The sequence below is a fragment of the Rhizobium sp. KNZ14-9A genome (assembly GCF_056755015.1).
Map to the genome: position 1 here is coordinate 3,124,626 of NZ_JBPGXB010000002.1, position 18,725 is coordinate 3,143,350.

Genomic DNA, 18,725 nt, shown 5'->3' on the forward strand with positions numbered 1-18,725 from the left:
ATATGTTTTTCGCAATTCCGGACACAAAACCGCTGCACACTTTTGCTGGAATTGCTCTAGAGATGCTTTGCCGGTTCCTCGTTCTCATCAGGGTTGGGAAGCGGCGTTTCATCCGGCAGGCGATCCGGTTCCGGTTCCTTGACCGGCGGCTCCGGCTTCCAGCCCGGTGAAGGCATAGGCGGCTGGTCGGGAATAGGTTCGTTCGGGACGGACATGGCCGGCTCCTTACGATTGCGATATTGGATTATTTGTCGTGCCTGACGGTTTCGGCAGCGCGCACCGGCATGCTATCGATGATGGCGAAGAGTTCGCCTGATGTGATCGGCTCACTGGCCTTCAGCTTCACGGTGCCATCCTTGCCAAGCAGGAAGGCGGCAAATTCGCCCGTGTCGGGCATATCCAGTTCCTGTCGGAGCGCCTCGCCGTCCAGCCCGTCGCCGCTTCCGAAGAGCGGCTTTATGCTCGATCCGGCAAGCTTGAGAATGACCATATCCCGCTCCTCAAGAGCGGCGCGATCGGCAAGCAACTGGTTTTCCTGGCGGGCCGCGCGGGAATTGTCCTGGTCGGCAATCACAATGAAGACGCGGTTTTTCCACTGAAACTGTTCGAGACTGGCGACAGCCGCGTAAGCCGCATTCGTCTCATCGATCTTCGTTGCGCCGTAAAGAAGGGTCTTGGACATACACATACTCCCGTCAACCGTTGAACGGCGCGGGAGCACAAGAGTTCCAATCATGTTCCTTAAAAGGGGACGACGGCCGATCAGAAAATGCTGATCGGCCTTGTCGCCTCATCAGATATGCAAAAAGGCAGAAACTGGAACCTGCAGTGCTGCAGCAATACGCCTCAGCTTTGCCGGATCGGCGCTTTCACCATTTTCGATTTCGAGGATTTCCCCGTTGGCCAGACCGCAGGTGACTGCGAGGTCTTCAATGCTGTAGCCAACCGCACTGCGTGCGTCCCTAACCGCAGCTGCCACGTCAATCGGGGAAACAGCGGTCGATTCCTCTATATTCTGAACAGAAATGGACATCAAATTCTCCTTAATGCCTCGGTGGACTGTCCCTACCCCCAGGCGGCAAGCCGCCAGCATTTCGCAACGCAACGAAGACATTGGGCAATTGCTGCATCGCACCGCACATAAATAGGTAAACTAATGTTAACGGCAATAGCAAAATGCGAGCAGGCATCATTTTGACATCAAAAAGCGCTGATGCCGTGCATTGCCGAACGGGAAAACCAACTTATGGGAGAGAATGGTACGGTTGGGGGGTCTCGAACCTCCGACCTCAGGTGCCACAAACCTGCGCTCTAACCAACTGAGCTACAACCGCACAATGTCACGCTCTGCGCGACGGGGGTCACATACGAGGACTTGAACTTTAATTCAAGCCCCGATTTGCGCTCAATATACAAAAAGGCTGAACATGCGGTCCAGCCTTTATTATCTATCGAGCCTGGTAGATCAGGCAACCTTGAAGGATGCCATGGCCTTTTCAGCAGCTTCCTTGGAAGGCTTTGCAACATTTTCGGCAACCTGCTTGGTGGTTTCCTGCAGCGACTTCGCCTGCTCGACGGTCAGTTCAGCCTGCTTACGCAGGAAAGAGGTCTGCAGTTCGAAGAATTCGGCGACGGACTTGACGCCGAGAAGCGCTTCCATGTGCGAGAGCGAGCTTTCAGCATTGACGCGGAGCGCGTCGATCGCCTTGAGGCCGATTTCAACGCTGCCAGCCTGTGCGGTCTGGACCGTTGCTTCCAGCGTCTTGCCGGCTTCTTCGCCTGCGGACTTCAGCTTGGCGTAGGCTTCCTTGGACTGCTGAGCACCCTTTTCGGCGAAGTCACGGAAGGACTCGGCCAGCTTGCTCGGGTCGAAAGAGGCAATTGAAAAAACGTCGTCTGTCTTTATGGTAGCCATCGGATCGTGTTCCTTTAGGATGGGCAGATCTCATGCCCGCGATAAATTGGATAAATCTTATATAGGGCATTTTATTGTGCATTGCAACATCGTTGTGCGGCGCACAATGCGTTAACCTTGCCGGCCGAAAGCTCCTTGCTCTTCTGGACCGGTCGCAGACCTGCAGTTATTAATAAGCAGTTAATTTGAAGAGGCCGAAAGCGACAGGTTCGATCATGCCCGCAGTCCAGTATCCGTTCATCGACATTGCCGTGCATGCGCGGGTTCGTGAACGATTTTCGCGTGGCGAGGCCATGGTTCTGTTCTCGGGCGACCTTTCCCACTTGCTGTGGGCAAACGGTGCCGGCGCCGAGCTGTTTGGCCATGCTGCGGTCTATGACCTGCTTGATCAGGGCGTCAGCCACGCCGACATCACCTTCCGCCAGCTCGAGGCGACTGCCCGCCAGCTTGGCGAAGTCGGTGACCAGAAGACTTTTATCATCCGCATCGCCAAGGGTTTCCAGCGCGTTCAGGCTCCGGCTTCGTCGGAGCTCATCCGTCTCGCTTCTGGCGAGAAAGCCATCCTGTTTTCCGTTCCGGTCTCCACACGTCCGCTGACGGCTGGCGCAAGTGCTGCGCAGATGCTGCAGGGCCTCGATGACCCAGATACGCATATGGCAGTGATAGGGGCCGAGGGCGAAGTCATTGCCGCATCGCCAGGTTTCGCCTTGCTCGGCATCACGCAGCAAGCGGCAAGGACGCTCATCACGCTTGCCGGCGCCCATCCAGACCGGCTGGTGAAGCGCCCGGTTGCGACCGGCCGCGGCCACTTGCCGGCTGCCGTCGGCAAACTCAACGACGAGCCCGCACTCCATCTTCTCTTCGCCGTGGAAACGTCGATCGGTCATCTCGATCCCATCGAGCCCTCCGCCAAGGTGGAAGAGCCTGCGCCGCAGGAAACTGCACCTGCGGAAGCCGCAGCGGATGAAATCGCTGATGTTACCGCACCCGTGGCTGGCTTTACCGAAGCCGAAGCGATCGACGCCGTTTCCGGCATCGAAGAAGTCGAGGAAACTCTGGAGGAAATCATCGGCGAGGCCGAGGAGCCGGTTGAAGTCAGCGAACCGGCCGAGGTCGAAGCCCGTTTCGAGCCGTCGGCAGATGAGAGCATTTCCGAGCCCGAAGCAGCGGTCGTCGAAGACTCTGGCGAGCAGCCGATGGATCAGCCGAGCAAAACTTTTGCCTCAACGGAAGAGACCGTTGAGACAAGCGCAGAGGCTCCGGTTGTGGAGCAGGTTGAGCCGGCCACTTCCGTCGCCGAAAACTTCGCGGCAACACCGGTGGTCCCGGAGGAGCCTGAAAGCGCACCGAAGAGCAGCTTCGTCTTCAAGCCGAACAGCCGCGCCACCCGATTCGTTTGGAAGATCGATGCGGAAGGCCGCTTCAGCGAAGTTTCGCATGAATTCGCCGAGGCTGTCGGCCCGCATGCGAGCAACATCATCGGCAGCGCTTTCTCCGACGTTGCCGCCCTCTTCAACCTCGATCCGGAATCAAAGCTCTCCGAGGCCTTAGCGCGACGCGATACCTGGTCAGGCAAGACGATCTACTGGCCGATCGAGGGCACGAGCCTCGTCGTGCCTGTCGATCTCGCCGCCCTGCCGACCTATACGCGCAACCGCGACTTCGATGGTTTCCGCGGCTTCGGCGTGGTGCGCCTGTCGGACGCGCAGGAAGATCCTCTCGCACTCGGACTGACGCTCGGGCCTGACGGCATCGGTCATGATGCCTCCTATCTTGGCCCGGTCAATGAAACCGCGCCGGAAGGGGCTCAACTGCCGCAAGAGGAATCTGAAGAAATTGCCGAGGCTGAGCCGCAGGCCGAAGATGCAGTGAATCCAGAGCCTGATGTCGAAGAAGACACCGGACCGGACGTGGAAGCAGCGACAGAAGTAACCACTTCGGAAGAAACGGCCGCAGCGGAACCTGTCGCCGAGGAGCAATCCGCCGCTGAGTCTGATGTTGCCGAGCAGCGGGAAGAGCCGCCGGCGCTACGCCTTTCCGAAACGCCGAGCCGCCGCTTCACCGACAAGATCGTGCAGTTGCACAGTGCCAGTAGCGGTCTGACGGCTGCCGAGCAGGCGAATTTCCGCGAGATCGCCAAGCGCCTCGAAGCCTTCGGCGCGCGCAGCGAAGAGCCGGTCGCCACCCCACAGCCGGAACCTGATGTTGAACAGTCTTCGGTGATCGAAGACGTTGTTGCCGAAACTGCTGTTGTCGAGCAGGCAGCACCGCAGGAAGCGATCTACGAAGCCGCGGCAGAACCGCTGCCGGAGGAGGCTGCTGCGCAAGTCGAAGAAACATCGGCTGCTGAAGCGGAAGACGACGTGACCGAAGGTCTGCAGGAGACGGTCAGCCAGATCGCAGTTCTGACCAGCTTCATTCCGCCGCGCGTGAAGATGACGGACGGGCTCTCGGCTGCGACCGTCGATCTGCTGCCCGTTGCCGTGCTGATCCATGCCGGCGACCAGCTGATCCACGGCAATCCGGAATTCCTACGGCTGACGGGCTACGATTCCGTCGAAGCCCTCACCGAAGTGGGCGGCATCGATGCCCTGCTGCAGCGCCACGACCTCGAAAACGGTTCGGGCACTATGATGCTCGTCAAAGCCGACGACAGGCTGGTGCCGGTCACGGCCCGTCTGCAATCGGTTCGCTGGGAAGATTCTAACGCCCTGATGCTGGCGCTGATGCCGGTCGAAAACCGGGAAGAAGGCAGGGGCGAGGTTATCAGGCTCGACCAACGCTCCGACCGGATGGTGGAAAAGGTCGCCAAGCTGCAGGTCGAGGTGGAGGAGCTGCGCTCGATCCTGGAGACGGCAACCGACGGCGTCGTCGTTATCGGCACGGAAGGCGATATCCGCTCGATGAACCGCTCGGCAAGCGCCCTCTTTAACTATGACGAACAGGAAACACGCGGCAAACCCTTCGTCATGCTGTTTGCGCATGAGAGCCAGAGGGCGGTGCTCGACTATCTGCATGGGCTTTCCGGCCACGGTGTGGCAAGCGTGCTGAACGACGGACGCGAGGTGATCGGCCGCGAGGCCGCCGGCGGATTCGTGCCGCTGTTCATGACCATGGGCCGTCTGACCTCATCCAACGGCTATTGCGCCGTCATCCGCGACATCACCCAGTGGAAGCGCACCGAAGACGAGTTGCGCAATGCCAAGGGTGCGGCCGAAACCGCCAACGCCCACAAGACGGATTTCCTGGCGCGCGTCAGCCATGAGATCCGCACTCCGCTCAACGCCATCATCGGCTTTTCCGACATGATGGCGAGCGAGCGCTTCGGGCCGATCGGCCATCCGCGCTATATCGAATATGCCAACGATATCGGCCGTTCCGGCCGGCACGTCCTCGACATCGTTAACGACCTGCTCGATATTTCCAAGATCGAAGCGGGCGAGATGGATCTCGATTTCGCTTCCGTCGGCCTCAACGAAGCGATCTCGGAAGCGGTGGCACTGGTGCAGCCGCAGGCAAACAGCCAGCGGGTCATCATCCGCACCGCCCTTTCGCAGTCGGTGCCCGATGTCGTGGCCGATCTTCGCTCGATCAAGCAGATCGCGCTGAACATCCTGTCGAACGCTATCCGCTTCACGCCGTCAGGCGGGCAGATCGTCGTTTCCACTTCCTATGAGGCGAACGGCAGCGTCGCGATGCGGGTGCGCGATACCGGCATCGGCATGACGCGCAGCGAGCTCGACCAGGCGATGAAGCCATTCCGCCAGGTATCGTCCACGCAGTCACGCCATCGCGGCGACGGCACCGGTCTCGGTCTGCCGCTGACCAAGGCAATGGTCGATGCCAACAGGGCGATTTTCTCGATCAATTCTGCGCCGAACGAAGGCACGCTGGTGGAAATCACCTTCCCATCGCAACGCGTGCTGGCGGGCTAAAGCATCGATCTCCGCGCAATTCCGGCGCAAAACCACTGGACACTTTTGCCGGAATTACTCGCCAAAGAAAAGGCAGCCAATGGCTGCCTTCGAGAGTTGGTGCTGGTAAAACAAGAGCTTAGTCGATCAACGTCATGTTTCGGGAACCGCAGTTCCAGACCATCTCTTCATGTATGGTCTCCAAGTTGGCTTCACCTTTGACAAACCTTTCTTAACGAAAGGTTTCCAAAACGCGGAATTGATCAACGGCAAAAGCTTGTAGTTTAGCAGCCACTATCAGACCTTTAGCTCTTCCAGTCCGGCGAAAAGCTTGAGTGCCTCGGGGTTGGCGAGCGCCTCCTGATTTTTCACCGGCCGGCCGTGAACGACCTCGCGCACGGCAAGTTCGACGATCTTGCCGGACTTGGTGCGCGGGATATCGGCGACCGCGATGATCTTGGCCGGCACGTGGCGGGGAGAAGCGCCGACACGGATGCGGGTCTTGATCGCCTTGATCAGATCCTCGCTCAAGGTGACGCCGGCCGCCAGGCGGACGAAGAGCACGACGCGCACGTCGTCATCCCAGTCCTGGCCGATGCAGAGCGCTTCGGCCACTTCGTCCATCTGCTCGACCTGATTGTAGATTTCCGCCGTGCCGATGCGCACGCCGCCAGGATTGAGCGTCGCATCCGAACGACCGTGAATGATCAGGCCGCCATGTTCGGTCCATTCGGCAAAATCGCCGTGGCACCAGACATTGTCGAAGCGCTCGAAATAGGCGGCGCGGTACTTGGCGCCATCAGGATCGTTCCAGAACATGACCGGCATTGACGGGAAGGCCTTGGTGCAGACCAGTTCGCCCTTTTCCTGACGGACCGGCTTGCCTTCGTCATTCCAGACGTCGACGGCAAGGCCGAGGCCAGCTCCCTGGATCTCGCCGCGCCAGACGGGTTGCAGCGGATTGCCGAGCACGAAGCAGGACACGATATCCGTGCCACCGGAAATCGAGGCAAGCTGGACGTCTTCCTTGATACCTTCATAGACGAAGGCGAAACCTTCAGGCGACAGCGGCGAACCGGTGGAGGTGATCAGCCGCAAGCTCGACAGATCATGGCTCGTGCGCGGCGTCAGTCCACTCTTGCGCACTGCGTCGATATATTTGGCCGAGGTCCCGAAGATCGCGAATTCCTCCTCGGCCGCATAGTCAAAGAGCACATTGCCATTAGGCGCGAAAGGCGATCCGTCGAAAAGGCAGAGCGTGGCGCCGGAGGCAAGGCCGCTCGCCAGCCAGTTCCACATCATCCAGCCGCAGGTGGTGAAGTAGAAAAGCTTGTCCCCCGGCTGCAGTCCGCAATGCAGGCGATGCTCTTTCAGATGCTGAAGCAGCGTGCCGCCGGCAGAATGCACGATGCATTTCGGTACGCCTGTTGTGCCCGAAGAAAACAGAATATAGGCCGGATGGGCGAAAGGCAGCTGCACGAACTCGATCGGCTTCGGCGCATAGGGAGCAACGAATTCTGAAAGCGTCTTGCCGCCGGCGGTTTCGCGCGCGACCTCTTCGGCGTTGCCGGCATAATGGACCACCAGCGTCGGCACACCGAGGCTCTTGGCGACGTTCGCCACCTTTAACTTCACGTCCTGCAGCTTGCCATTATACCAATAGGCATCGCAGGCGATGAAAAGCTTCGGCGCGATCTGCCCGAAACGATCGAGCACGCCTTGCTCGCCGAAGTCCGGAGAACAGGACGACCAGATGGCGCCGATCGAGGTTGCCGCCAGCATGGTAGCTATCGTTTCCGGCATATTGGGCATCATGGCCGCGACACGGTCACCTTCCCCAATGCCGAGCGCGCGAAAGCCCTGCTGGAGCTGTGATACAAGCGCGCGCAGGCGATCCCACGACCAGCGGTCTTCGACCTTGTCCTCACCGCGGAAAATGATGGCATCGCCCTGCCCGCTTCCGCTCAGCAGATTTTCGGCGAAGTTCAGGCGCGCCTCGGGAAAGAAGCGCGCTTCCAGCATGCGGTCGCCGTTAACGAGAATATCCGCGCCGCGCTCTCCCTTCACGCCGCAGAAATCCCACAAGGCCGACCAGAAGCTCTCCCGATCGGCGATCGACCAGGCATGCAGATCCTCAAAACCTTTCAAGGCGAGACCGAAGTCTCCATTGCAGCGCTGCATAAAGGCATGGATCGGGCTATTTTCGATCCCATCTTCCGTGGGCTTCCAAAGCGGCTGATTTTCCTGCATTCAATCCTCCTCCCCAATGCGGAACTTATAGCATGCTGCATTGCATTATAAAGTGTGCAGCGACGCGATCCGCCGCGCGTGGGATTTGCATATGCCCGGTATTTCATATATCCGGCAAAATCAGAAAATAACGGGTAACCGGCTGAAGTTCCGGCGGAGCTCATGGGTACGTCAAGACAAGGCAGATGGCGAAAAAGGATCGGCCCCGTCTCGCGCTGGCTGCCGGCATTTGCCCGTATCTCCACCATCCTATTGTTAATCGGGCTTGCCTTCTTCCTCGCGCTCAGGATCGCCGCTCCCTATCTTATTTCCACCGGCTTCGTGCGCTCCGGCATCGAGGATGCCCTATCGAAATGGACGGGCTATCACGCCGAGATCAAGGGCAACCCCGTCCTCGAATTCTGGCCGACGCCACGCATTACGCTAAACGACGTCACCATCCGCCAACCGCGCGAAAGCGGCGACAAACTGCTCGGCCGCATCGAGAGCCTTTCAGCCGATTTCAGCCTGATCGATGCGCTGCGCGGCCGCACTCGCTTCCACGAATTTCACCTGCTGCGGCCCAGCCTCGCGCTGACGCGCGATGAGAATGGCCTGATCGACTGGAGCTATACCGGCCTTCTGGCACGAGCCATCGTTGGCGTGCGGGATGACAACGGCACCGAGGTTCTCGATCCGAAGCTCGACGCCGACATCGGTGCCGTGACGGTGGAGGATGGCACGCTGACCCTGACCGATACGCAGACAGGCAATGTCTACCACTTCGACAGCGTCGCAGCCGATATCGCCTGGCCGAAGCTGTCGAGGGCCATTTCAGCCGTCCTCATTGCCCGGTTCAACGGCGAGGACCTGAAGGTCGATTTTGCCTCTGCCGCGCCGCTGCTGGTCTTCGGCGGCAAGAATGCCGAGATGAAGGCCTCGATCGCTTCCAACCTGATGACCGCGCGTTTCCAGGGTGTCGGCAGCATGGTGAGCCTCTCCTCGGTCTCAGGCAACATCAACGCCAGTTTTCCGGATGTGCAGGCCCTCCTGAAATGGTCCGGCAGATCTATCCCGGGGATCGAGTCGCTGAAGAGCGCGTCGATGACCTCGGATGTAACGTCGGTATCCAACGGTTTCCGCTTCAACAATGTCAGTATGGCGCTGAACGATGCGAGCGCCACCGGTGTGATGGATTTCACCGTCGCACCCGGCAAGCGGCCGAAGATCGGCGGGACGCTTGCCTTCGACCAGATGAACCTTAAGCCATTCCTCGATGCCTTCGCGCTCAGACTTGCCGCCGGCGGCCTTGGCGACTTGCTGCTACCGAGCCCTCTCGGACCGCTGCAACTTCTTGATCTCGATGTGCGGCTTTCCGCGCGACAGGCGCAGATGGGTATCTTTTCACTTGCGGATGTCGGCGCCAGCGTGATCGTCGCCGGCGAGGAAGCGAAGTTCGATATTGGCGACAGCCAGTTCGAGGGCGGCGAAATGACGGCCCATCTGGAGGCGACCCGTCGCGATTTCGATGGTGGCGGCAAATTGCAGCTTTCGATCCGCAACGCGGATTTCAATGCGCTTGCCGAAAAATTGCAGCTCAAGGGGCCGCTGCCGCATGCGACGGGATCTCTCGATCTTTCGCTGGAGACGCCGAAGGCGATCTGGACGACGGGACTTGCCGATGTGACCGGCAAGCTCAGATTCTGGACAGCGGCGGGTTCCATTCCCGGCGTCGATGTCTATGCACTTCGTACGCAGGCAGCGCAGAAGCCGTTCTTCGCGCTGAGCTCCACTGGAAACGGATCCTTCGCCTTCAGTAAGCTCGATCTTCAGGCCGACTTTGCCAATGGCACAGCGGAAATCCACAATGCGCGATTTGCCGGCTCCGATCAGACGCTGACGCTATCAGGCGTCATCACTTATCAGTCGAACGGGCTTGCGCTCTCCGGCGCGCTGGAAGCGACCGATCCGGCAAAAGCGGCCGATCTGCCGCGCCTGCCCTTCTTCATCGGCGGCTCGTGGCCGAACCCGGTCATTTCGCCGGTGCCGCTGTTCAACGTACCGACGAAAACCCAGCCTTAGCGCCTTTCCTGGTCAGTTCTAGAGCATTTCCGGACGCAAAACCGCTACAGGTTTTCTCTGGAATTGCTCTTAAGCTGTCGCCGCCGCGGCCCTCTCATCGCGCTCGCGCTGCACTTCGCGGCGCTTGGTGACGACAGATGCACAGATGACGCCTATCGCCACGATGGCGATCAGAATGGTGCAGACCGCATTGATTTCCGGCGTCACGCCGAGACGCACCTGGCTGTAGATCTTCATCGGCAGCGTGGTTGCGCCCGGTCCTGACGTGAAGCTCGCAATCACGAGGTCGTCGAGCGACAGGGTGAAGGCCAGGACCCAGCCAGAAAAGACGGCTGGCGAGATGATCGGCAGCGTCACCTCGAAGAAGGTCCTGACCGGCGGGGCGCCGAGATCCTGGGCGGCCTCCTCGATCGACTGGTCGAAACTCAGAAGCCGTGACTGCACGACGACTGCGACGAAGCACATGGTCAGCGTCGTATGCGCCAGTGTGATGGTCCAGAAGCCGCGGTCAAGGCCGATTGCCACGAAGAGGAGCAACAGCGACAGGCCGGTGATGACTTCGGGCATGACGAGCGGCGCGTAGACCAATCCTGAAAAGAGGATGCGGCCGCGGAAGCGCGTGAAGCGCACCAGGGTGATCGCCGCCATGGTGCCGAGGATCGTAGCGAATGTCGCCGACAGCAGGCCGACGCGGATCGTCACCCAGGCCGCATCGAGCAGGGCCTGGTTGGAGAGCAGCGAGACATACCATTTGGTCGAAAAACCGCCCCAGACGGTGACGAGCTTCGATTCATTGAAAGAGAAGATCACCAGAAGCACGATCGGCAGATAGAGAAAGGCGAAGCCGAGCACGACGGAGGTGATGTTAAAGCGGGTCCATCTGAACATGGCTTATTTCCCTGCCTCGTCGGCTTTTGCCTGAACATTCTGGAAGAAGACGATCGGGATCACGAGGATGAGAAGCAGGATCGTCGCCACCGCCGAAGAAACGGGCCAGTCGCGATTGGAATTGAATTCGTTCCAGATCGTCTTGCCGATCATCAGCGTCTGCGAGCCGCCAAGCAGGTCGGGGATAACGAATTCGCCGACGGCCGGGATGAAGACCAGCATGCAGCCGGCGATGACGCCCGGGATCGACAGCGGGAAGGTGACGCGCCAGAAAGCCTGGATCGGCGTGCAGCCGAGATCCTGTGCCGCCTCGATCAGCGTGCCGTCCATCTTCTCCAGCGCCGAGTAGAGAGGCAGCACCATGAAGGGCAGATAGGAATAGACGATACCGATATAGACGGCTGTATTGGTATTGAGGATGATCAGCGGATTGTCGATGAGGTGCAGCGACGTCAGGAACTGGTTCAAGAGCCCTTCCGGCTTCAGGATGGCAATCCAGGCATAGACGCGGATCAGAAAGCTTGTCCAGAAGGGCAAGATCACCAGCATCAGGAGCGTCGGGCGAATGCTGCGGGGCGCCTGCGCCATGCCATAGGCAACCGGATAGGCGATCAAAAGCGTCAGGAAAGTGGAGATCCCGGCGATCACCACACTCGAAATATAGGCATTGAAATAGAGCGGGTCGTCGGTCAGGTAGCCGTAATTGTCGAGGGAGAAGCTCGAGACCTTGTCCCAGAAACCGCCCCAGCCATCAGCGAGAGCGAAGACCGGCTCATAAGGCGGCATGGCGATCGCCGTTGCCGACAGCGAGATGCGGAAGACGATGAAGAACGGCGCCAGGAAGAAGAGCAGCAGCCAAGCATAGGGAATGATGATGACAAGGCGGTTGTAGAAGCGTGAAGTGAAGGTCCGCATGGTCTCAATCCTTCAGCAGCACGCCGCTGTCCTCGTCGAAGGAGACCCAGACTTCCTGATCGTAGGTGAAGGGGTCATCGACGGCGCGCTGTGCGTTGAGGGAAGAAGCCTTGACGACATTGCCGTTCGGCAGTCTGACGTGGAAGACCGTCATGTCGCCGAGATAGCCGATGTCCCAGAGCTCGCCCTTGGCGGCATTGGTCGAGGCATTCCCGGGTGCCGCGCGGGTGACGCGGAGCTTTTCCGGGCGGATGGCGAAACCGAGCGTGCTACCAACGGTCGGGGCGTCGGTCGAGGCCGTGCGGACCGTGAAGCCGCTGTCGACGGCGATTTCGACCGCGCCATTTGAGGCCGTTGTCACCTTGCCGTCGAAAATGTTCACGTCGCCGATGAAATCAGCAACGAAGCGGCAATTCGGTGCTTCGTAGATCTCGGCCGGCGTGGCGACCTGCACCACCTTGCCGTGGCTCATGACTGCAATTCGGTCGGCCATTGTCATGGCTTCTTCCTGATCGTGCGTGACGACGACGAAGGTGAGGCCGAGGCTCTGCTGCAGGTCCATCAATTCGAACTGGGTTTCCTCGCGCAGCTTCTTGTCGAGCGCGCCGAGCGGCTCATCGAGCAGCAACACCTTGGGGCGCTTGGCGAGAGAACGGGCAAGCGCCACGCGCTGGCGCTGCCCGCCGGAAAGCTGGTTGGGCTTGCGGGAAGCGAACTGCTCGAGCTTCACGAGCTTCAGCATCTGCGAGACACGCTCGACCATCTCGTCCTTCGGCATGCCATCCTGCTTGAGGCCGAAGGCAATATTCTTCTCGACCGTCATGTGCGGGAAAAGAGCGTAGGACTGGAACATCATGTTGACCGGCCGCTTGTAGGGCGGCGTGCCCGAAAGATCGGTGCCGTCGAGAATAATTTCGCCCGATGTCGGCTGTTCGAAACCGGCCAGCATGCGCAGCAGCGTGGACTTGCCGCAGCCGGATGCGCCGAGCAGCGCAAAGAATTCGCGGTGATAGATATTCAGCGACAGATCGTTGACGGCGGTAAAATCGCCGAAGCGCTTGGTGACATTCTTGAAGGCAATGAACGGCTTTGCGGATGGATCAGTCCAAGGTGCGAATGCGCGGCGGATATTGCCAAGAGATTTCATATTATTCCCCGAAAATACAAGGTTTCAGCCGGCCTCCACCCGGGCCGGGAATGGAAAGGCCCGGACGTTTCCGTCCGGGCCGAAATCTCGGTTACTGGCCGGTGACGACCTTGGTCCAGATTCGTGTCACCAGACGCTGCGTCTTCGGATCGAGCGGCGGCACGGTGAAGAGCTTGGCCATGATCTCCGGCGTCGGATAGATCGCCGTGTCGTCGATCACCTCCTTGTCGAGAAACTGCTGCGAGGCCTTGTTGCCGTTAGCGTAGAAGACGAAGTTGGATGCCTTGGCGGCGACTTCAGGCTTCATCATGTAGTTGATGAACTCATGCGCCTCTTCGACATGCGGCGCATCCTTCGGAATGCCGAAGACATCGAAGAAGATCTGCGCACCCTGGCTCGGAACAGAATAGTCGACATTTACGCCGGCCTTTGCCTCGGCTGCGCGATCCCGGGCCTGGAAGACATCGCCCGAAAAGCCGAGCGCGATGCAAATATCGCCGTTGGCGAGCGCGCTGATATATTCAGAGGAGTGGAACTTGCGAACGAAGGGACGAACTGCAAGCAGGACTTCCTGCGCCTTGTTCAGGTCTTCCGGCTTCTTGCTGTTCGGATCGAGGCCGAGATAGGCAAGAACGGACGGAATGACGTCTGTCGGCGAATCCAGCATATAGATGCCGCAATCCTTGAGCTTTGCAGCCTTGGCCGGATCGAAAAGCGCATCCCAGTTGGGCTTTTCATCCGTACCGAGTGCAGCCTTCACCTTGTCGACGTTATAGCCGATGCCGGTCGTGCCCCACATATAGTCGACGGAGTATTCGTTACCCGGATCGAAGGTGGCGACGCCCTTCGTCACGACGTCCCACATGTTCGACAGGTTCGGCAGCTTGGACTTGTCGAGCTTCTGATAGACGCCGGCCGCGATCTGGCGCTGCATGAAGGACACGGTCGGAACGACGACATCGTAACCGGTGCCGCCGGCAAGCAGTTTGGTTTCCAGCGTCTCATTGGAATCGAAGGTGTCGTAGACGACCTTGATGCCGGTTTCCTTGGTGAAGTCCTCGAGGATCGAGCTGTCGATATAATCGGACCAGTTGTAGACGTTGACCACACGCTCCTGGGCGAAGGCCGGCGGCGCGGCAAAGAGAGCGACAACGGCCACTGCCGTCAGGTAGGCGATTCTTGACCTCATGATATCTCCTGTTTTTTAAAGGTATCGCGCCCCCGGACACCTCTTATTCCCTCTGGTTTTGCTGCAGACTAGAAAGGATTTCCGGAGCCTACAAGCGCAAAATCCTGCAGTGTCAATGATTTCACAATCACTGAAAATCGAAGCTTCCAAGGCCGGCAGATGTCTCGTCCAGAGCAAGTGGACGTGTCAGCGGCGGCTCGGCCCGGGAAAGGCATCCGCGCCTTTCACAAAGGCGGCAGGCAGGGCCGACTGCAACCGGCAAAGCATCGCCTCGGCCGTAGACCAGACTGTCGCGCAGGGAGGCATCGCAGCCGATCAACATAGCCGTGCGCCGCACCCGCTCGCCGAACTCCACCACCGGCCCTTCGAGCGTGCGCGCAATCGTCAGGAAAGCCGAACCATCAGGCATGGCGACCGTCTCGGCCAACACCCTGCCCGGCTCAAGAAAGACGGCGTGGACATTGAGCTTCGGACAGTTGCCGCCAAAGCGCGCCTGCGGAAAGCCCTGGGCGCCTGTCCTGCGAATGACATGGCCCGCAGCATCGCTCTCCATCATGAAGAAGGGAATGCCGGCAGCGCTAGGACGCTGCAGCATGACGAGGCGCGACGCAGCCTGGCCGAAGGAGACAGCGAAACGGGCGCGGATGAGATCGATGTCGTATCGGCTATTCTGTGCGGCAAGAAGAAAGGCCCCATAAGGCATCAGCAAGGCAAGCGCCGCGCTGCGAGCCAGTTCGAAGCGGGCGATGCGCCGCGCTTCGTCGGATGACAGCGGCAGTTCCTCAAGCGCGGCCTCGATCTCGGACCGCAGGGCGAGCCTTGCTACTTCGATGGCTATTTCCTGTGCCTGATCGGCCCCCGAAAGGCGCTCGGACAGGAAAAGGCGCATCGAGTGACGGTCAAAGCGGCGACGCAGATCCGGCATGACATGAACGGGCAGGATTCGAGTGGCGATACCGCGCTCGTTCTTCAGCCAGTCCTTCAGGTTACCGCCGGCCGCAAGTCCGTTGGCGAAACTTTCCGCCGCCGCCTCGATGTTAGCGAAATAGGCGGGACGGCGTTCCAGCACCTCCCTCACCTCGTCCAGAGGCAGGCGGCCGGGAGCGACCGGTGCACGGCCCTCGCCCGCCATCAGGGCCGTCAGGTCGGAAAGCCGGGCAGCCTGCTCGCGATAGGCGCGGTAGAGCTTGATCATACCGCTCGCCGCATTGGGAGCGGCATCGGCCACTTCGACAAGCTCCTGATCCCCCGGCAGTTCACCCGACAACAACGGATCGGCGAACACCTCCTTCAACTGGCCAAGGCCGCCGGCGGTTTCGCCCTGCAGTTCCTCAAGATCGATGCGGTAGACGGAAGAGAGCTTGAGCAGCAGTTGCACCGTCAATGGGCGCTGATTGCGTTCGATCAGATTCAGGTAGGAGGGGGAGATTTCGAGCGCCTGGGCCATGGCGGTCTGCGTCAACGCCAGCGCATTGCGGATGCGCCTGACTTTCGGCCCCGCAAATATCTTCCGTTCCGCCATGTCACATCCTTTACACTCTTGGATTTACAAGTTTTTACAAAATTACAAAACAACCCTGTAAATTCCTCTCATCCTAACCTCTTTCCTTGCCTGAAATCAAAGGTTTTTCTGGATAAATCGTTTGGTTTTGTAAATTCTGTAAGTGCTCAAGCGTTGGAAGTCAAAGAGGAGATTGGCATGACAGATTTTTACAAACTCATTCGCAATGCCCCTGATGGCCGTTTCGACGGTATCGAGCGGCCCTATTCCGTCGCCGATGTCGAGCGTCTGCGCGGCTCCGTCGCGCTCCGCTACACGCTGGCCGAAATGGGGGCTGCACGCCTCTGGCGGCTTCTGCATGAGGATAATTTCGTCAATGCGCTCGGCGCGCTCTCCGGCAACCAGGCCATGCAGATGGTACGCGCCGGGCTGAAGGCGATCTATCTTTCCGGCTGGCAGGTCGCCGCCGACGCCAATACCGCATCGGCCATGTATCCGGATCAATCGCTCTATCCCGCCAATGCCGGACCGGAGCTTGCCAAACGCATCAACCGCACGCTCCAGCGCGCCGATCAGATCGAGACGGCAGAAGGCGGGGAACTTTCAGTCGAGACCTGGTTTGCGCCCATCGTCGCCGACGCCGAGGCCGGTTTCGGTGGGCCGCTCAATGCTTTCGAGATCATGAAAGCCTATATCGAGGCGGGAGCGGCCGGCGTTCACTTCGAGGATCAGTTGGCCTCAGAGAAGAAATGCGGCCATCTCGGCGGCAAGGTGCTGATCCCCACCGCCGCTCATATCCGCAATCTCGATGCGGCGCGGCTTGCCGCCGATGTCATGGGAGTGCCGACGCTCGTCATCGCCCGTACCGATGCTGAAGCGGCCAAGCTTCTGACCTCTGACATTGACGAGCGCGACCAGCCTTTCGTCGATTATGATGCCGGACGGACGGTCGAGGGCTTCTATCAGGTGCGCAACGGGCTGGAACCCTGCATTGCGCGTGCCGTCGCCTATGCATCGCATTGCGACCTCATCTGGTGCGAAACATCGAAGCCGGATCTGGAGCAGGCGCGCCGCTTTGCCGAAGGCGTCCACAAGGTGTATCCCGGCAAGCTGCTTGCCTATAATTGCTCGCCGTCCTTCAACTGGAAGAAAAACCTCGACGATGCGACGATCGCCAAGTTCCAGCGCGAACTCGGTGCCATGGGCTACAAGTTCCAGTTCATCACACTCGCCGGATTCCACCAGCTGAACTACGGCATGTATGAGCTCGCCAGCGGCTATCGCGAGCGGCAGATGGAGGCCTATTGCGAGCTTCAGCAGGCGGAATTCGCTGCCGAGACGCGCGGCTATACTGCCACCAAACATCAGCGTGAAGTCGGCACCGGCTATTTCGACGCCGTGTCACTGGCGATATCAGGCGGCCGCGCCTCGACGACGGCCATGACGGAATCGACCGAACACGCCCAGTTTAAACCGGCTGCCGAGTAGAGGAGGAAACGACATGGCATCGATTGCGCGCGTCCGCGAACGGACGGAAGAGCAGGCAAGCAGCATGACGGACGACCAGCAGACGGTGATCCGTATGCTTGCCAATGATCTGCACAGGCTGAACCAGTCCGTGATGAAGGCGGTCGAGGCTGGTGTTTCGGTGGAGCTGGTACGCTCCGCCCGGCATCATGGCGGTGACGGCAACTGGGGAGATCTGCTGATCCCCGTCATCGTCGCAAACAGAAATTGAGGGTAGGGTCCGGTGGTAAAGACCACCGGACCTACGCTATTTGACGCAATTGTCAGCACAGCGGAGTCGCGGCATAATTGAGCATATCTTCGAACGGAACTGCATATGCCCGGTTCGCCGCACGCAAAACTCGAAGTTCTGACCGATCTGATCTATGGCGCGCTCTTCGGCGAGACGTCGTGGCAAGCCTTTCTCGATGCTCTGGCCGCGACGATGCCCGATGCCAAGTCGACGCTGTTTTTCCACGATGCCGTCGCGCGCACCGGCGGTCTCTCCCTCTCCTCTGGTCTCGCGGAAAAGGAATCCGAGGCCTATAACCGTTATTATGCGGCCATCAATCCGTGGATGCCGCGCGCCGCCACCCGGCCGATCGGCCTTGGCGTGATCGCCGATCAGATGCTGCCGCGCGATCAGCTTCTGAAGACGGAATTCTACAGCGATTACCTTCGCTGGATCGGCTGCGAAAGCAGCGTCGGCGTGACGATCATGCGGGAACGCGGACGCTCCTTCAATCTTTCGACGCTGACCTCGTCTTCCGATCCGGATTTCAATCGCACGAATGCAGAACTGCTCAGCGACCTGGCACCGCATCTGCGCCGCGCCTTCGATTTCATTCGCCGCGAGCACAGCGATCCCCATAACAACGAAAACGGATTGGCGCTCTTCGACGCGATCGGCGTCGGTATCGTGTACATCGGCGAAGATCAGAATATCCGCTCGATCAACAGCGAGGCGGAGCGGATGATTGCCGAGGGCGAAGCGATCGGCGTGACCTCGACCGGGCGGATCATGATCAATGACAGCGAGCTTGCCTCCCGCCTGTCGGCTCTGCTGCGCCACCGCTTGCAGGCATTTTCGCCGGCAAGCACGCTGATCAGGATGAAGGACACCAGCTTCAAATGCACGTTGGTGAGGATGCAGTCGGATTTCATCACCGAATTTCTCGAGGGACCGACGGTGGCGATGATCATCGAGCGGCCGAGCCTGCCATTGCGCCCCGATCTCAATGACGCCCTGCTCCGTATCGACCAACTGACGGCGGCAGAAATGCGGATTGCGGCCGGCATCACCGCGGGCCTGTCGCTGCGCGAAGTCGCGCGGACGAACGATGTCAGCTACGAGACCGCACGCTCGCATCTGAAGAACATCTATTCGAAGCTCGGGGTGAACAGCCAGGTGGGGCTCGTGCGCCGGCTGATGCCATAGA

At 59.7% G+C, this 18,725-nt stretch carries 15 protein-coding genes and 1 tRNA gene; 5 read left to right on the top strand and 11 right to left on the bottom strand.

Annotated elements, in window-relative coordinates; all coding sequences use genetic code 11:
* Positions 1 to 56: 56 nt before the first annotated feature.
* The 5 genes from ACR9ZQ_RS22310 to ACR9ZQ_RS22330 form a co-directional block, all read right to left on the bottom strand.
* A complete protein-coding gene (locus tag ACR9ZQ_RS22310) occupies positions 57 to 215 on the bottom strand; it encodes a hypothetical protein (RefSeq protein WP_192728093.1) in 159 nt (52 codons plus the stop codon).
* Between the two features lie 29 nt (positions 216 to 244).
* The gene (locus ACR9ZQ_RS22315; protein ID WP_310378740.1) at positions 245 to 682 is read right to left on the bottom strand and encodes a DUF4174 domain-containing protein; all 438 of its coding nucleotides are present in this window, start codon (positions 680 to 682) and stop codon (positions 245 to 247) included.
* Between the two features lie 111 nt (positions 683 to 793).
* Complete coding sequence (locus ACR9ZQ_RS22320; RefSeq protein WP_007819308.1) at positions 794 to 1,033, bottom strand: helix-turn-helix domain-containing protein; 240 nt, start codon at positions 1,031 to 1,033, stop codon at positions 794 to 796.
* Positions 1,034 to 1,257: 224 nt separating this feature from the next.
* Positions 1,258 to 1,334, bottom strand: a tRNA-His gene (locus ACR9ZQ_RS22325).
* 131 nt (positions 1,335 to 1,465) lie between these two features.
* Entirely contained in the window at positions 1,466 to 1,915 is a 450-nt protein-coding gene (locus ACR9ZQ_RS22330) for a phasin (RefSeq protein WP_310378743.1), read from the bottom strand.
* Between the two features lie 215 nt (positions 1,916 to 2,130).
* On the opposite strand from ACR9ZQ_RS22330, the gene ACR9ZQ_RS22335 reads away from it, so the two are divergent.
* Complete coding sequence (locus ACR9ZQ_RS22335; protein ID WP_310378745.1) at positions 2,131 to 5,850, top strand: ATP-binding protein; 3,720 nt, start codon at positions 2,131 to 2,133, stop codon at positions 5,848 to 5,850.
* A gap of 276 nt (positions 5,851 to 6,126) precedes the next feature.
* On the opposite strand, the gene ACR9ZQ_RS22340 is transcribed toward ACR9ZQ_RS22335, so the two are convergent.
* The gene (locus ACR9ZQ_RS22340) at positions 6,127 to 8,079 is read right to left on the bottom strand and encodes an acetoacetate--CoA ligase (protein WP_310378747.1); all 1,953 of its coding nucleotides are present in this window, start codon (positions 8,077 to 8,079) and stop codon (positions 6,127 to 6,129) included.
* Between the two features lie 162 nt (positions 8,080 to 8,241).
* Between ACR9ZQ_RS22340 and ACR9ZQ_RS22345 the strand changes: the two genes are divergently transcribed.
* On the top strand, positions 8,242 to 10,140 hold the full coding sequence (locus ACR9ZQ_RS22345) for an AsmA family protein (RefSeq protein WP_481428830.1): 1,899 nt from the start codon (positions 8,242 to 8,244) through the stop codon (positions 10,138 to 10,140).
* Between the two features lie 69 nt (positions 10,141 to 10,209).
* Here ACR9ZQ_RS22345 and ACR9ZQ_RS22350 read toward each other — a convergent pair whose 3' ends face one another.
* The 5 genes from ACR9ZQ_RS22350 to ACR9ZQ_RS22370 form a co-directional block, all read right to left on the bottom strand.
* Positions 10,210 to 11,028: an ABC transporter permease gene (locus ACR9ZQ_RS22350; RefSeq protein ID WP_310378750.1), complete on the bottom strand. Its 819-nt coding sequence runs from the start codon at positions 11,026 to 11,028 to the stop codon at positions 10,210 to 10,212.
* A gap of 3 nt (positions 11,029 to 11,031) precedes the next feature.
* Positions 11,032 to 11,943, bottom strand: coding sequence for an ABC transporter permease subunit (locus ACR9ZQ_RS22355; RefSeq protein ID WP_113324877.1), 912 nt, complete (start codon positions 11,941 to 11,943; stop codon positions 11,032 to 11,034).
* Between the two features lie 4 nt (positions 11,944 to 11,947).
* Complete coding sequence (locus ACR9ZQ_RS22360) at positions 11,948 to 13,090, bottom strand: ABC transporter ATP-binding protein (RefSeq protein WP_310378752.1); 1,143 nt, start codon at positions 13,088 to 13,090, stop codon at positions 11,948 to 11,950.
* A gap of 91 nt (positions 13,091 to 13,181) precedes the next feature.
* Positions 13,182 to 14,279: a polyamine ABC transporter substrate-binding protein gene (locus ACR9ZQ_RS22365; protein ID WP_310378754.1), complete on the bottom strand. Its 1,098-nt coding sequence runs from the start codon at positions 14,277 to 14,279 to the stop codon at positions 13,182 to 13,184.
* Between the two features lie 127 nt (positions 14,280 to 14,406).
* Positions 14,407 to 15,801 (bottom strand): helix-turn-helix domain-containing protein, encoded by a 1,395-nt coding sequence (locus ACR9ZQ_RS22370; protein ID WP_310378756.1) that lies wholly within the window; start codon positions 15,799 to 15,801, stop codon positions 14,407 to 14,409.
* Positions 15,802 to 15,978: 177 nt separating this feature from the next.
* On the opposite strand from ACR9ZQ_RS22370, the gene aceA reads away from it, so the two are divergent.
* The 3 genes from aceA (at position 15,979) to ACR9ZQ_RS22385 (ending at position 18,724) form a co-directional block, all read left to right on the top strand.
* On the top strand, positions 15,979 to 17,268 hold the full coding sequence (gene aceA / locus ACR9ZQ_RS22375) for an isocitrate lyase (RefSeq protein ID WP_310378758.1): 1,290 nt from the start codon (positions 15,979 to 15,981) through the stop codon (positions 17,266 to 17,268).
* Between the two features lie 13 nt (positions 17,269 to 17,281).
* The gene (locus tag ACR9ZQ_RS22380) at positions 17,282 to 17,518 is read left to right on the top strand and encodes an SMc00767 family acetate metabolism repressor (protein WP_113323861.1); all 237 of its coding nucleotides are present in this window, start codon (positions 17,282 to 17,284) and stop codon (positions 17,516 to 17,518) included.
* 105 nt (positions 17,519 to 17,623) lie between these two features.
* The gene (locus ACR9ZQ_RS22385) at positions 17,624 to 18,724 is read left to right on the top strand and encodes a helix-turn-helix transcriptional regulator (protein ID WP_310378760.1); all 1,101 of its coding nucleotides are present in this window, start codon (positions 17,624 to 17,626) and stop codon (positions 18,722 to 18,724) included.
* Position 18,725 lies beyond the last annotated feature (1 nt).

Bases quoted from the DNA above. Each gene is read 5' to 3' on its own strand.
- aceA (WP_310378758.1), top strand. From the start codon at position 15,979: ATGACAGATTTTTACAAACTCATTCGCAATGCCCCTGATGGCCGTTTC.
- ACR9ZQ_RS22315 (WP_310378740.1), bottom strand. From the start codon at position 682: ATGTCCAAGACCCTTCTTTACGGCGCAACGAAGATCGATGAGACGAAT.
- ACR9ZQ_RS22340 (WP_310378747.1), bottom strand. From the start codon at position 8,079: ATGCAGGAAAATCAGCCGCTTTGGAAGCCCACGGAAGATGGGATCGAA.
- ACR9ZQ_RS22365 (WP_310378754.1), bottom strand. From the start codon at position 14,279: ATGAGGTCAAGAATCGCCTACCTGACGGCAGTGGCCGTTGTCGCTCTC.
- ACR9ZQ_RS22320 (WP_007819308.1), bottom strand. From the start codon at position 1,033: ATGTCCATTTCTGTTCAGAATATAGAGGAATCGACCGCTGTTTCCCCG.
- ACR9ZQ_RS22380 (WP_113323861.1), top strand. From the start codon at position 17,282: ATGGCATCGATTGCGCGCGTCCGCGAACGGACGGAAGAGCAGGCAAGC.
- ACR9ZQ_RS22310 (WP_192728093.1), bottom strand. From the start codon at position 215: ATGTCCGTCCCGAACGAACCTATTCCCGACCAGCCGCCTATGCCTTCA.
- ACR9ZQ_RS22335 (WP_310378745.1), top strand. From the start codon at position 2,131: ATGCCCGCAGTCCAGTATCCGTTCATCGACATTGCCGTGCATGCGCGG.
- ACR9ZQ_RS22345 (WP_481428830.1), top strand. From the start codon at position 8,242: ATGGGTACGTCAAGACAAGGCAGATGGCGAAAAAGGATCGGCCCCGTC.
- ACR9ZQ_RS22370 (WP_310378756.1), bottom strand. From the start codon at position 15,801: ATGGCGGAACGGAAGATATTTGCGGGGCCGAAAGTCAGGCGCATCCGC.
- ACR9ZQ_RS22355 (WP_113324877.1), bottom strand. From the start codon at position 11,943: ATGCGGACCTTCACTTCACGCTTCTACAACCGCCTTGTCATCATCATT.
- ACR9ZQ_RS22360 (WP_310378752.1), bottom strand. From the start codon at position 13,090: ATGAAATCTCTTGGCAATATCCGCCGCGCATTCGCACCTTGGACTGAT.
- ACR9ZQ_RS22385 (WP_310378760.1), top strand. From the start codon at position 17,624: ATGCCCGGTTCGCCGCACGCAAAACTCGAAGTTCTGACCGATCTGATC.
- ACR9ZQ_RS22330 (WP_310378743.1), bottom strand. From the start codon at position 1,915: ATGGCTACCATAAAGACAGACGACGTTTTTTCAATTGCCTCTTTCGAC.
- ACR9ZQ_RS22350 (WP_310378750.1), bottom strand. From the start codon at position 11,028: ATGTTCAGATGGACCCGCTTTAACATCACCTCCGTCGTGCTCGGCTTC.